We start from the raw sequence: 13,381 nt of genomic DNA, 5'->3' as shown, positions 1-13,381 counted from the left end.
TGGTGGGCATGGATTTGCCCGCCGACTGGGCGGCCGCCCTCGCGCCGGCCGCCACTGACCTCGAGTCCGTCCGCCACGCCGTCGCCCGCCGCCGGGAGCAGGGAGAAGAGGTACTGCCTGCCGCGCAGCACGTGTTGCGCGCCTTCTCCCTCCCCGTGGAGTCGGTCCGTGTCCTGATCGTCGGCCAGGATCCCTACCCCACGCCGGGACATGCCATCGGGTTCGCCTTCGCAGCAGACGCCCACGTGCGCCCCGTCCCGCGTTCGCTCGCCAACATCTTTAGCGAATTACACGACGACGTCGGCGCGCCGCCCCCGGCCACCGGGGACCTCACCCCCTGGGCAGATCAAGGCGTCATGCTGCTGAACCGAGTCCTCACCGTGGCCGCGGGCTCGGCCGGCTCGCACCGCGGACTGGGCTGGGAGGCCGTCACCGACGCGGCGATCACGGCCTTGGCCCAGCACAGCGCGGCGGCGGGCACTCCGCTGGTCGCGATCCTGTGGGGCCGCGACGCGCAGCAGTTGCGCCCCTTGCTGGCCGCCGGCGAGGAGGCGGGAACGACGGCGGTCATCGCCTCGGCGCACCCCTCTCCCCTGTCGGCGCGGCGCGGCTTCTTTGGGTCTCGCCCCTTTAGCCGAGCCAACGCCTTTCTGCGCCAGCACGGCGCGCGGGAAATTCGCTGGGAGCTGCCGGCCGCCGAGGCCGCGCCGGGCACGCAGCCGCTCTTCTAGGACCGCGGCGCGCGCTCCGGACCGGGGGCCTAACGGCGCCGGATGCGGCGGCGCTCGTGCGTGTTCCATCCCTTGGTCAGCGGGCGGGCGATCGTGTCACCCAAGACGATACCGCCGGCGATCGCCAAGATGATGCCCAGCGCGTTGAACACTTGCGCCAGCCCGTAGGACATGTCCACTTCATCCACCGTGATCCCGTACATGGCCCGGAAGATCATGAGCCCAGGCAGCAAGAACATCATGGCGGGCACGGCCACCACCATCTGCGGCGCCTCGAGGCGCAGGGCGACGAGTCGTCCCGCCGCGCCAATCACAACGGCGGCTAGGGCCGGGGCCAAGCGGGCGCCGACGCCAGCATTCTCAACGCCCAGCATCGTGGCGAACCCGAGCAGGGCCACGCCCGTCGTGGGCAAGAGCAATTTCACCGAGGTCTGTTCAAACACAGAGCCAGCCGTGATCGCCACGGCCACGGTGGCGGCGAGGACCCACCACGGGTAATCGATCTGGCTGATCTGGGTCACGTCGATGGTGCCGATCCCGGAATACTCACCGATGACGATGCCCGTCATGATGCCTGTAATGATCGCGGCAAAGATCATCATGGCCGGCAGCAGGCGGCCGATGGCGGTGACGGGGAATCCGTTGATGGCATCCTGGGCGCTGGCCACGAAGCGGGCGCTCGGCAAGAGCAGCATGATGCCGCCGGCGATCACGATCCCCGGCTCGATGGGCACGTGGAATCTCCAGAGCACGAGCGCAACAGTGGTAATGAGCACGGCCGAAAACATGGTGGCGAAGAACTCGGGAATCCGCCACTGAGCGGAGAGTTTCAGGACCTGGGTCACGCCCATCCACGAGACGATCGCGATCAGGGCTCCCAGCCACGAGCCGCCAATGAACATCACAAACGCGCCCGCGAAGACGCCGCCGCACATGTCCGCGACCCACCGCGGGAACGGCTTCGGCCTGCGGTTGATCTCCGCGAGCCGCTCCACTGCTTCGCGCCGGGAGACGTCGCCGGCCACGATGTCGGTCACCAGCTGGTGGACGAGCGCGAGGCCCGCGTAGTTGCTGGTCCAGGAGCGGACGACGCGCAGCAAGCTGATGGGTGTTTGGTCGGCACCGGCGTAGTTGATGTGAATGGACTGGTTGGTGATGTCGACGTCGACGTCGCGCAGGCCAAAGGAGGCCGTCACGGCGATGATGCTGGTCTCCGCCTCCAGCGCACCACCACCGAAGCGGAACATCGTCTCGGCCAAGTCCAAGGTGAACTCGAGCGTCTCCCGTGCGTCCGATTCCTGCATCCCCACCTGAATGGTGGGGTTCGCATAGGGGCTACCCACCAGACGATCGACGATCGAGAACGCCTGCGTGGGCGGGTGCTCGGCCATCATCATCCTAGAAAAGACCTTCTTGGCCCCGGGAGACGGCGCCCACGAGGAAGGCCGTGCGGGCTTGCCCAACCGCAGCCGGATCGATGAGGACGGCGGGTCCATCGGAAGCTCGGGAGTGGCGGGGTGAAGCGGTGTGGTCGGCGCCGTCTCGGGTCCTCGGCGCGGGCGGCGCTTGGGGCGCGGCTTCGCCTTGCCCTGGGGGCGCTTCGACGGCGGCCGCTGGCCCTGTTGGCGCAGCGGCGCTGTGGGTGGAGCCGGTTGCGGGCGAGCATCGGCCTGAGGAGCGATGTGGTCCAGCGCCCCCGTGACGGCGTCAGCGGTGACATCGGGCCCCTCGGTGGCCGTGACGCCGTGCCCGTAGTTGAGGGCGTCGAACTCCACCTCGGCCTGAGAACGCGGCTGAACCGCTTCCTCATGAGGGCTCTGGTAGTCGCTGGCGGTGACGTGATCGACGGGTTTGGTATAGGGGTCGACGCCGGGAACGGCCGGGCCCGTATGGACCGGCGGCGGCGTGGGGACCAAGGGATTGTCAATCTGCCCAGTCGTCACTCGCGGCAGCGCCTCGGCGACCGGGTTGGCGTCCGTCTGCGGCCCCTTGTCACATACCGATTCGCCGTCGTCCTCCCGCGGGAGCTCGCCCGTCTGCTCGGGCTCGAGCGAATACCCTCGGCTCACCTAGTCACCTCCCAAAAACCCGACTCGATGCCCCAACTTTACAACCGCGGCATGGGCCAAGGACATGGTGGGAATAGATACCTTCACCACACCGTTATTTCATGCAAACGCATCTATTTTGGAGGACTTCATGGCAGCACGGCTAGAGCTGGGAGCGGAAACGTTTGGTGACGTCAACGTCGAGGCGGAGACGGATGGCGCCCGGCACGGCCGGGTGCTGCGCGACGTCGTCGAGGAAGGGGTTATTGCAGACCAGGCCGGCCTCGATTTCTTCGGCGTCGGTGAGCATCACCGCCCCGACTACGCGGTCTCCGCACCCGAGATTGTCCTGTCCGCCATTGCGGCGAGGACCTCCACGATCCGGCTGGGCTCGGCGGTGACCGTCCTGAGCTCCGATGACCCCGTGCGCGTCTTTCAGCGCTTCGCGACCCTCGACGGGATTTCCGACGGCCGCGCGGAAATGATCCTCGGCCGCGGCTCCTTTATCGAATCCTTCCCGCTCTTCGGATACGACCTGCAGGACTATGAGGTGCTGTTCGACGAGAAACTGGCCCTGATGGCCAAGCTCCTGACGGAGGAGCCGGTGACGTGGTCGGGACAGACCCGGGCGAGCCTGAGCGCGCAGGAGGTCTATCCGAAGACGGAGCGCGGCCTCCGCGCCTGGGTGGGAGTCGGCGGCAGCCCGGAATCCGTGGTCCGCGCGGCCCGGCGCGAGCTACCCCTCATGCTCGCAATCATCGGCGGGGATCCGCTAGCGTTCGCCCCCTTCACCCAGTTGTACCGCGAACAACTGGGCGCCTTCGGACACGCCCAGCAGCCCATCGCGGCGCACCTGCACGGCTTCGTCGCGGACACGGACGAGGAGGCCAAGGAACTGCTCTGGCCGCACTACTTCGCCCAGATGAGCAAGATGGGGCGGGAACGCGGCTGGCGAGGTTACGGTCGCGGCCAGTTTGAGGCGGCGACCAGCGAGCGCGGCAACCTGCTCGTCGGCTCCCCCGAGACGGTCGCGCAAAAGATCGTGCACATCGCCACGCACCTCGGCCTGTCACGCCTGGACCTGAAGATGAGCAACGGCACGCTGGCCCACTCACACATCGCGCGCAGCATCGAGCTGCTGGGCACGGAAGTGGCACCGCTGGTGCATGACATGATGGCTGACTAGGGTCAGCACTGCGAGAAACGCGAAAGGGCCCCGCCAATTGGCGGGGCCCTTTCGCTCTGGTGGTGGATCTTACTGGACTCGAACCAGCGACCTTTCGCGTGTGAGGCGAACGCTCTAACCAACTGAGCTAAAGATCCATCATGTGCCCTCAGGCACCAGAACATCTTAACCCTCTCGGGTCCACCGACCAAATCGGACGGTGCCTGACCGTGCGACGTTCCGACGAGCCCCCTGCCGGATTCGAACCGGCGACCCTCTGTTTACAAGACAGATGCTCTGGCCAGCTGAGCTAAGGGGGCGTCGCTGCCCTCGCGGGCAGCTCATCCAGAGTAGCGGACACCTCCGCTAATCCGGAATCTCGAGGTGGCTAGCTGATAGCGCCCTCAACCCAAGCCACAAAGTCCGGGTCGGACTCGGCGTTCCAGACCTGGCCGTTCAGCCACACGCTGGGAGTGCCGGGGACAGCATCGGCCATCGCGGCCTCTTGGGCGAACTTGGCGAACGGGCGGAACTGCATTGAATCGGTGCACCCGTCGAGGCCCTCCGCCCCATTCTCGGCCGCCAAATCGGCCATCTCATCATTGGTCAGCTCGCCGGTGGGCTGCTGCGCAAAGAGAGCGGAGGCGAAGTCCATGTAGGATTCCGGGGCCTGATCGGCCACGCAAGCCAGCGCGTTGGCGCCCCGCGAGGAGTAGTTGGTCGCCGAGTTGCCGTCCAAAATGGCGATGTTGCGGTACTCCAGCGTGATGTCGCCGTTGGCGGTCCAGTCCTTCAGCTGGTCAGAGAACTGCTCCTCGAACGTCGCGCAATGCGGGCAGTTCACATCCACGTAGATCACCATCTGGCTCGGGTCCGCCGACTCCTCGAGACCCCGCGGCTCCGGCTGCGCGCCTTCTTCAGCGGTGCCGGCGTCGTTCACGTTGATCGTGCCACCGCCGAGGCTCGAGTCCACGGTGACTCCGCCGTCTCCGTCAGAGACCAGCACAATCCCTCCGTGCTCGTTGCCGCCGGCCGGGATGGCGCCCTCGTCCGGGACGCTGGCCGCGCGCTGCTGCACGACGATCATGACCACCAGCGCCACCACCAGCAGAACGGCGGCGACCACGCCAAGCTTGACCCACAGGGACTTGCGCTTGGCGGCGGCCGCCTGCTCGGCATGCAGCTTGCGGGCCGCCTCGCGCGCGGCGGATGTGCGCTCGGCCTTAGTGGGACGGTGAGAGGAGGCAGCCATGCGGCGGTGTCCTTATCTGTCGACGACGACGAAAGATGTCAGCCCCATTTTAGATGACGCTATAGGCTCGACAGGACAGTGCATTATCCGCTGACCGCAAGGAGAGTCACATGTCCGCTCCGCTCGACAGCAAGACCCCCGCCGCCGCGTACGACTTCGTCGTCGTCGCGAACCGCCTGCCCGTCAACCGCGTCTCGGACGACGACGGCGCCACGAGTTGGCAGCGCGCGCCGGGCGGCCTCGTGACCGCCTTGGCGCCGGTCATGGAATCAGCGGACGGCGCGTGGGTCGGCTGGGCCGGAGCCACCGACGAGGAGTTGGAACCGTTCGAGAACGGCGGCATTTCCATGGTTCCCGTCCCCCTGACCGAGTCCGACGTGAACTTGTACTACGAGGGCTTCTCCAATTCCACCCTGTGGCCGCTGTATCACGACGTGATCGTCGCCCCGGAGTACCACCGCACCTGGTGGGACAGCTACCGCAAGGTCAATCAGCGCTTCGCGGACGCTGCGGCAGCCGCCGCCGCGGAGGGGGCCACGGTGTGGGTACAGGATTATCAGCTCCAGTTGGTGCCGAAGATGCTGCGCGAGGCCCGGCCGGACCTGAAGATCGGCTTCTTCAATCACATCCCCTTCCCCTCGGTGGACCTCTTCGCCCAGCTCCCGTGGCGCAAGCGAGTGCTCGAGGGGCTGCTCGGGGCGGACCTGATCGGCTTTCAGCGCCCCGGGGACGCCGCGAACTTTCTCCGCTCGGTGCGCCGCATCCTCGGAGTCACCGTGCGCGGCCAACAGGTCCACGTCCAAGACGCCGACGGGAACCCGGAGCGCATCGCCCGGGCCGAGGCCCACCCCATCTCGATCGACACGGAATCCATCACCCGGCTGGCGAACGATCCGAAAACTCAGGAGCGCGCCAAGGAGATCCGCCGCGGCCTCGGCAACCCGGACGTCGTCGTGCTCGGCGTAGACCGCTTGGACTACACCAAGGGAATCCGCCACCGGCTCAAGGCCTTTAGTGAGCTGCTCGACGACGGCCGGTTAGAGGTCGGCGGCGCCACCTTGGTGCAGATCGCCAGCCCCAGCCGCGAACGCGTCGGCGAATACATGAAGCTGCGCGACGAGATTGAACTGACGGTGGGCCGCATCAATGGCGAGCATGACACGGTGGCCCACACGGCCGTGCGCTACCTCCACCACTCCTATCCGTTTGAGGAGATGGTGGCGCTCTTCCAGGCGGCCGACGTCATGTTGGTCACGGCACTGCGGGACGGTATGAATCTGGTGGCCAAGGAGTACATTGCGGCGCATACCGACAACAAGGGCGCGCTGGTGCTCTCCGAATTCACGGGCGCGGCCGATCAGCTCAAGCACGCCTATCAGGTCAACCCGCATGACATCGCGGACCTGAAGGACACGATCGTTGAGGCGATCAACGCTCCCGACGCCGAGGCGAGCCGCCGCATGCGCATCATGCGCCGGCAGATCGTCACCAACGATGTGGCGCGCTGGTCCCGCAAGTTTCTCGAGTCCCTGGCGAAGTCGGACGCGGACATCTCCGCTGACGCGCGGCACACTGCGGACAAGGAACGCGCGGATCACGACGCCGCGGACCGCAACCGTCCGCAGTAGTCTGCCACGGCACGGCCCACAACTCACGGAGGAGTCTTCATGCTGGATGCGGACCTTCGCACCGCCGCCGCCAACCTGGCCGACGTGGACCATCTGCTCGTCGCCCTGGATTTCGACGGCACGCTGGCCCCGTTTGCCCCCACTCCCGACGAGGCACGGGCCCTGCCGGGCTCGGCCGCGGCGCTCGCCCGCTTGGCCTCGGGGCCAGACGGGCCCCGCAGGACCACGACGGCACTGCTGTCCGGGCGCCACCTCGAGAGTCTGCGCATCGTGGCGGCCCCGCCGGAAACCACCCTGTTGGTCGGCAGCCACGGAGCGGAACGCTTTAGCGCCGCCACAGGCGAGCTACCGCTGACCCTCACGCCGGAGCAGGAGAGCCTGTTGGAGCGCACCACGGCCTCGTTGCGTGAGATCGCGGATTCCCACCCGAACGCGGCGCTGGAACACAAACCCTCCGGCGTCGTCCTCCATGTGCGTCAATGCCCCACCGCGGAGGGAGCGCGCCTCCTCGAGCAAGCCAAAGCGGCTCTGCACGCCGAGGCGGGCCTCACCGTCACAGAAGGCAAGGCCGTTCTCGAGGCGGCCGTCGTGCGGGTGGATAAGGGTGTGGGTCTCGCCTGGCTGCGCGAACAAACCAAGGCTGACGTGGTGGTTTTCGTGGGCGACGACGTGACGGACGAGCACGCGTTCGCCACGCTGAACGCGGCTGATGTTGGGGTCAAAGTGGGCGAGGGCCCGACGGCGGCACGGTTCCGCGTGGGATCCTTGGAGGATGTGACCGAGTTTTTGACTTTGATCACATCTGTGCGAGACTTGTGAGACCTATCACAACGGATCGTCGGGCACGTACCTGCCCGTGAAGGGAACACAACTAACATGGCATCGGTAACTTTTGACAGCACCACCCGTCTGTACCCGGGCAGCACCACCCCCGCGGTTGACTCCCTGAACCTGGAGATCGCAGACGGCGAATTCCTGGTTCTGGTCGGCCCCTCCGGCTGCGGTAAGTCCACCACCCTGCGCATGCTCGCAGGCCTCGAGGACGTCAACGCGGGGCGCATTCTGATTGGCGATCGGGACGTTACCGACGTCGCCCCCAAGGACCGGGACATCGCCATGGTGTTCCAGAACTACGCGCTGTACCCGCACATGTCCGTCGCCGACAATATGGGCTTTGCCCTGAAGATCGCGGGCGTGGACAAGGAAGAGCGTCGCAAGCGCATCGAGGAAGCCGCACAGCTGCTGGACCTCACCAAGTACTTGGACCGTAAGCCGAAGGCCCTCTCCGGCGGTCAGCGCCAGCGTGTGGCCATGGGCCGCGCGATCGTCCGCTCCCCGCAGGTCTTCCTCATGGATGAGCCGCTGTCCAACCTCGACGCTAAGCTCCGCGTCCAGACCCGTACGCAGATCGCCTCCCTGACCCGCCGCTTGGGTGTCACCACCGTGTACGTGACGCACGATCAGGTGGAGGCTATGACGATGGGCGACCGCGTGGCCGTGCTGAAGGATGGCCTTCTGCAGCAGGTGGACACCCCGAACAACCTCTATGACCACCCGGAGAACGTCTTCGTCGCTGGCTTCATCGGCTCCCCCGCCATGAACCTCATTGACGAGGGCGCCCAGACCATCGGCGTGCGCCCGGAGAACCTGGAGCTCACCACCGAGGCGGAAGCCCAGAACAGCAAGCACGCGTGGACCGTTGAGGTCGACGTGCTGGAGGAGCTCGGCGCCGACGCATACGCCTACGGGCGCACCAAGATCAACGGTGAGGACAAGGAAATGGTGGTTCGCCTTGAGGGCCGCACCCCCATCCGCATGGGCGACACGATCCATGTTCACGCCGTCGAGGAGCGCATCCACCGCTTCGACAACACCACGGGCAAGCGCATCAACTAAGCGCCAACCCAGTCAGACGCCTGTTCGCGCCGCACTAGATAGCGTCAGAAGCGCGGTCGAGCAGTCACCAGAGGCAGGGGTGCCGTCCAGAGGGACAGCACCCCTGCCTCTGATTTTGTGTCCATCGCTGACGCCGCCAGCGGCGTGCGCCGTTGCGTGAGTGCTACTCGACTCCGGGGAGCAGCCACACCGCGGCCGCCGGCCCACCGGTGCCGGTCACGTGGACGACGCCCGCGTCGTCGCGCAGTCCGACGCCGCCGCGCGCGCTGACCGCGGGCCGCCACTGCTCGGCGGGGGCCGCGGAAATCACGTCCGCTTCGATCGAGAGGCTAAAGTCGTCGCGAGCGGCCACGACGAGGGCCGTTTGCTCCGGATGCTCGCGCACGAAGACCAGAACGTTCTCCTCGGCGCAGATCCACCGGATGCCGCCGTCGAGCAGCGCCTGGCTCTGCGAGCGCACCCGCCCCAGCTCACCGTACAGCCCGCGCAGGTCTTCGCCGATGCGGGACGGATCATTCCACGGCATGGGAGTGCGCGAAGCCTCGCCATTCCACCCGGTGAGGCCAAACTCGTCCCCCATAAACACCATCGGGATGCCCGGCATGGCATACTGCAGCACCGCGCCCACGGCTTGGCCTCCCGGGCGCATGGCATGCGCCGCGCGCGCCGTATCGTGCGTATCTAACGCGTTGAGGTTGCACCGGCGTACGGTCCACGGAAACCCGGAGACGAAGTCCAGGTGCGTGGCAAGGAAGTCCTCGCCGTCGATCTGCTCCACACGCCCGGGTGGGACGCCAAAGAACCACGGCTCGCCCGTGGGCTCCTGCTCGCCAGCCAGCCAGTGCCAGAGGGGACGAGTGAAGTTCGTGTAGGTCATGGCGCCCTGCCACGTGTGCCCTTGGAAGTCCGCAGCGGCATCGGACGTGGACTCCGCCAACAGCATGGCGTCCGGCCTGACCTCGTGCAGCCGCCGGCGAATCACGGCGGCGACGTCATGATTGAGATCATCGCGGCCCTGCCGGCCGGTCATGTTTCCGACGTCGATCCGCCAGCCGTCAAGGTTGAACGGCGGTTTGAGCCAGCGCGCCACCATGGAGTCCTCGTCCAGCACGAATTTCTCGCGTAGCGTGCGTGAGTTCCAATTGAACTTTGGTAGCGAGTCGACGCCGAGCCACGCCACGTAGTTCTCACGCGCGTCGTCGAAGTAGTAGAAGTCGGCCTCGGGAGCGTCCCGATCGGCCCGGGCTGACCGAAACCATTCGTGTGCGTCGCCGGAGTGGTTGGTGGTCAGGTCGCCGATCACGCGCAAACCACGGGCGTGCGCCTGCTCCACTAGCTCAATCAGCGCCTCATCACCACCCAAAAGGGGGTCCACTCCCGCGAAGTCGGCGGCGTCATACCGGTGGTTGGACCGGGCCGGAAACATCGGGGTCACATACAGCACGGTCGCGCCGAGCTCTTGGAGGTGCCCGAGCTTTTCGGTGATGCCCGGAAGGTCTCCGCCATAGAACTGGAACGGAGTCTGGGGTCCGCGGCCGATCACCTCGGTGGTGTCCCACTCGCACGCCAGGGCCCACTCGGGCGTCGGGTGGAGGTCCGCTTGCGCAGAGCGGGCAAACCGGTCCGGAAACACCTGATACATCACCGAGCGGTGCACCCAGTCGGGCGTCGGATCCGCCACCTCGCGGTCGAGCGCCACCACGCGAAAGTCGTGGTCGTCCCGCACGTCCCGGTTGAAGAACCCGGCCGCATTGAGCCAGTACGTTCGCCCGCGAAGCCGCAGCGCCCAGCGGTACCGCTGCACGGGATTCACGACGCGCAACGGTGCCGTGTACCACTGCCACTGCTGCGCACCGTCGGCGGGAAGCACCTGAAGCTCGGCGGCGTCGAAGTGTGGCTCCCCATCTCGCAGGCTGCGGAGCCAGACCCCCTCCACTGGCCCCAGCTGGCGCGGTACGCGCAAGCGTACCGTCAGCTCCTCACCGAGCTCGGGAAACAGTGTGGAAACCCCCACGGACGATTCATCGTGGTGCGGCCAGGAGGCGATGTTGGCGATCGCGGTGACGTTCTCTGGTGGTGTGCTCATGTGATTCCCCTCGTGTCCGTGGCGCGCGCTACCCCTTCACACTGCCAGAGGTGAGCCCGGACGTGATGTAACGCTGCAGGTACAGGAACAGGGCCATGACGGGCACCGCCGCCAACACCGCCCCCGCGGCGAAGACGCCCCAGTTTTCGCTGCGTTGCTGCGCCACGTAGGAGTACAGCCCCACGGCCAAGGTCTGGGTGTCTGGGTCTGTCAGCACGACGGAGGCAATCACAAAGTCGCTGGAAATGCCGATGAACGCTAGGAGGCCGACGACGGCGAGGATGGGGGTCACGAGCGGCAAAATGATGCGGAAGAAAATCTGCACGTGGGAGGCTCCGTCAATCCGCGCGGACTCGTCCAGCGACTGGGGAACCGTGTTGAAGAACCCGTACATCAAATACGTGTTCACCCCCAGGGCGCCGCCGAGATACACCATGATGAGCCCGAGCGACGTGCCGAGGCCGATGGCCGGGATGATATCCCCCAAATAGTTCAACAACAGGAAGAGGGCGACGACGGCGAGCAGTTGCGGGAACATCTGCAGCAGGAGCAACGCCAACAGGCTGAAGCGACGGCCAGCAAAGCGCATTCGGGAGAAGGCGTAGGCGGCGCAGGCGCCCAGAAAGACGGTGCCGGCACTGGCCGTCAGGCCGATCACCAGCGTATTGACGAACCACTTGCCGAACGGGCGATCGGGATCGGAGAATAGATCGACGAAGTTCTGGAGGCCAATATTGGTGAAGAGGCTGGTGGTCCCGGCCATCGTGCCCGTGGGGTTGAGCGCGGCGGAGAGAACGTAGACCAACGGGAAGATGGAGAACAGCGTGGCCGCGATGGCCACCACGTGCCGCCAGCCCTTTTCCCTGAACCACCGGCCAAAGGACATTTTGACGTCCGGGATGTGCTCCACGGGGGTGCGCGCGGACGTTGCTGAGGCGCTCATCAGTTGATCTCCTCGAGTGCTTTGGTCTTACGGAAGCTGATGGCCGAGATCACGCCGACCACGATGAAGATGATGATCGCCAAGGCGCTCGCCAAGCCATAATCACGGCCGGTCCCGCCGAAGGCCACCTTGTAGACCATCGTGATGAGGATGTCCGTGGCGCCGATATCCAGGTTCGTGTCATCAAACCTCGGCCCGCCTCCGGTGAGCATGTAGATCACGTTGAAGTTATTGAAGTTGAACGCGAAGGATGAAATCAGCAGCGGTGCGAGCGAGACCAGCAACAGAGGCAGCTTGATGACACGGAAAATCGTCCACGCGCCGGCACCGTCAATGCGGGCGGCCTCTTCGACGTCCTCGGGAAGCGATTGGAGCGCGCCCGTGCAGACCAAGAACATGTAGGGGTAGCCGAGCCAGATATTCACGATCAGAACCGAAATCTTCGACAGGATCGGATCGGTCAGCCACGGGATGTAGGCCCCACCCAGGATGGCGTTGTTGATGAACCCAAATTCCGCATTCATGAGGCCGGACCAGACGAGGCCGGACAGGAACGCCGGGAACGCGTACGGCAGGATCATGAGGATGCGGTAGACCCGTTTGCCCTTCAAGTCCGCCCGGTTGAAGGCGATCGCGAGGAAGAGGCCGAGCGCAAATGTGGCGGCCACGGAGATGCCCGCAAACGCGAACGTCCAGAGAATGACCGAAAGCAGCGGGCCACGGAGGTTTTGATCCGTGAAGGCACGAACGAAGTTGTCGAACCCGACGTTGATCTTCCAACCGACGCCCAGCGTGCTGCCGTCCTCGGCCTGGAAGTTGCCCTCACCCGAATCCGTGTACGTGGTCCCGGTGTTGACGTCCGTAAAGGTATCGGCCGCCGCGTCGTAGACGAGCCGGGGCTTGAACACGTAGGCCGTGGATCCGTCCTGCGTCTGCAGCGTGCCGTCGTCGAGGTTGTCGCTGAGAGGGACCACCAGATCGGAGACGTCGCCCTGACGGGCCAAGATATCCCCGAAGGCGAGGGTCGTATAGCCGTCGAGCCCGACGGCCTTGCCGGTGGAGTCGAGCTGAGCCGACTCCACCGGTTCGAGGGGTTCCTCGCTGGATCCGACGCTGACGTTGCCGTCCGGGTCGGTGACCAGCAAGGCGAGTTCGCCGCCGTCGTCGAGAACGGTGGCAGCGTATTGCGGTGAATCAGGGACCCGTTCCAGAGCGGAGAGCTGGATCGAGCGGATGGCATCTTCCTTGGACGAGTTGTGCCCGTCGCCGTAGTTGGTGAAGGCGATGTAGGTGGAGAACACCATCGCAAACACCTGGAACAGCAGGAGGAAGAGGATGCCCGGCGCCAGATACTTGGCCGGCAACCCGCCGCGGCGCAGATAGATCCAGTTAATCCCGATCGTGACGATCAGGCTGATGACCAAGACCAGCCATTCGTCGTTGATCGCCAGCTGGAACAGTGCGAAGGCCGCGATGGCATCGACGAAGCCCAGCAAGAGGATCTTCGCTACGATCCCGATCATGCCGTCGGGACTGGTGGGCCGACGGCGACCCCCGCGGCCGGTGCCCTGCGGGCCGGCCGCGGGCGCCACGGCGCCCCGGGTGGAGGTTGATTCACCGTTCACGCGTTAT

General features: G+C 65.9%; 10 protein-coding genes and 2 tRNA genes. 5 read left to right on the top strand and 7 right to left on the bottom strand.

The genetic code is table 11. The features are described 5' to 3' along the window. Positions 1-8: 8 nt before the first annotated feature. Entirely contained in the window at positions 9-731 is a 723-nt protein-coding gene (locus IW252_RS10105; RefSeq protein ID WP_231365987.1) for a uracil-DNA glycosylase, read from the top strand. 29 nt (positions 732-760) lie between these two features. On the opposite strand, the gene IW252_RS13735 is transcribed toward IW252_RS10105, so the two are convergent. Further along, positions 761-2,800 (bottom strand): threonine/serine exporter family protein, encoded by a 2,040-nt coding sequence (locus IW252_RS13735; RefSeq protein ID WP_331271511.1) that lies wholly within the window; start codon positions 2,798-2,800, stop codon positions 761-763. A gap of 130 nt (positions 2,801-2,930) precedes the next feature. Here IW252_RS13735 and IW252_RS10095 point away from each other — a divergent pair, with 130 nt between their 5' ends. Beyond that, entirely contained in the window at positions 2,931-3,965 is a 1,035-nt protein-coding gene (locus IW252_RS10095) for an LLM class flavin-dependent oxidoreductase (RefSeq protein ID WP_196836431.1), read from the top strand. Between the two features lie 60 nt (positions 3,966-4,025). Here IW252_RS10095 and IW252_RS10090 read toward each other — a convergent pair. The 3 genes from IW252_RS10090 to IW252_RS10080 form a co-directional block, all read right to left on the bottom strand. Further along, positions 4,026-4,102, bottom strand: a tRNA-Val gene (locus tag IW252_RS10090). A gap of 88 nt (positions 4,103-4,190) precedes the next feature. Beyond that, positions 4,191-4,264: transfer RNA gene (locus IW252_RS10085), tRNA-Thr, on the bottom strand. Between the two features lie 68 nt (positions 4,265-4,332). Beyond that, positions 4,333-5,196 (bottom strand): DsbA family protein, encoded by an 864-nt coding sequence (locus tag IW252_RS10080; protein WP_196836430.1) that lies wholly within the window; start codon positions 5,194-5,196, stop codon positions 4,333-4,335. A 110-nt stretch (positions 5,197-5,306) separates the two neighbouring features. On the opposite strand from IW252_RS10080, the gene IW252_RS10075 reads away from it, so the two are divergent. From IW252_RS10075 to IW252_RS10065, 3 genes are read left to right on the top strand one after another with little or no spacing between them, the layout of a single operon-like run. Further along, a complete protein-coding gene (locus IW252_RS10075) occupies positions 5,307-6,824 on the top strand; it encodes an alpha,alpha-trehalose-phosphate synthase (UDP-forming) (RefSeq protein ID WP_196836429.1) in 1,518 nt (505 codons plus the stop codon). A 39-nt stretch (positions 6,825-6,863) separates the two neighbouring features. Continuing rightward, complete coding sequence (gene otsB, locus IW252_RS10070) at positions 6,864-7,643, top strand: trehalose-phosphatase (RefSeq protein ID WP_196836428.1); 780 nt, start codon at positions 6,864-6,866, stop codon at positions 7,641-7,643. A 57-nt stretch (positions 7,644-7,700) separates the two neighbouring features. Then, the gene (locus tag IW252_RS10065) at positions 7,701-8,720 is read left to right on the top strand and encodes an ABC transporter ATP-binding protein (protein WP_196836427.1); all 1,020 of its coding nucleotides are present in this window, start codon (positions 7,701-7,703) and stop codon (positions 8,718-8,720) included. 163 nt (positions 8,721-8,883) lie between these two features. Here IW252_RS10065 and IW252_RS10060 read toward each other — a convergent pair whose 3' ends face one another. From IW252_RS10060 to IW252_RS10050, 3 genes are read right to left on the bottom strand one after another with little or no spacing between them, the layout of a single operon-like run. Next, positions 8,884-10,806 (bottom strand): glycoside hydrolase family 13 protein, encoded by a 1,923-nt coding sequence (locus IW252_RS10060; protein ID WP_196836426.1) that lies wholly within the window; start codon positions 10,804-10,806, stop codon positions 8,884-8,886. A gap of 28 nt (positions 10,807-10,834) precedes the next feature. Beyond that, positions 10,835-11,692 carry a sugar ABC transporter permease gene (locus IW252_RS10055; RefSeq protein ID WP_231366402.1) on the bottom strand — a complete coding sequence of 286 codons (858 nt, stop codon included), beginning with the start codon at positions 11,690-11,692 and terminating at the stop codon, positions 10,835-10,837. Positions 11,693-11,748: 56 nt separating this feature from the next. Next, positions 11,749-13,374 (bottom strand): ABC transporter permease subunit, encoded by a 1,626-nt coding sequence (locus tag IW252_RS10050; RefSeq protein WP_408065771.1) that lies wholly within the window; start codon positions 13,372-13,374, stop codon positions 11,749-11,751. Positions 13,375-13,381: the final 7 nt, after the last annotated feature.

It is taken from the genome of Zhihengliuella flava (assembly GCF_015751895.1).
Taxonomy (GTDB): domain Bacteria; phylum Actinomycetota; class Actinomycetes; order Actinomycetales; family Micrococcaceae; genus Zhihengliuella; species Zhihengliuella flava.
This window is presented reverse-complemented; position numbering and strand designations above follow the sequence as displayed.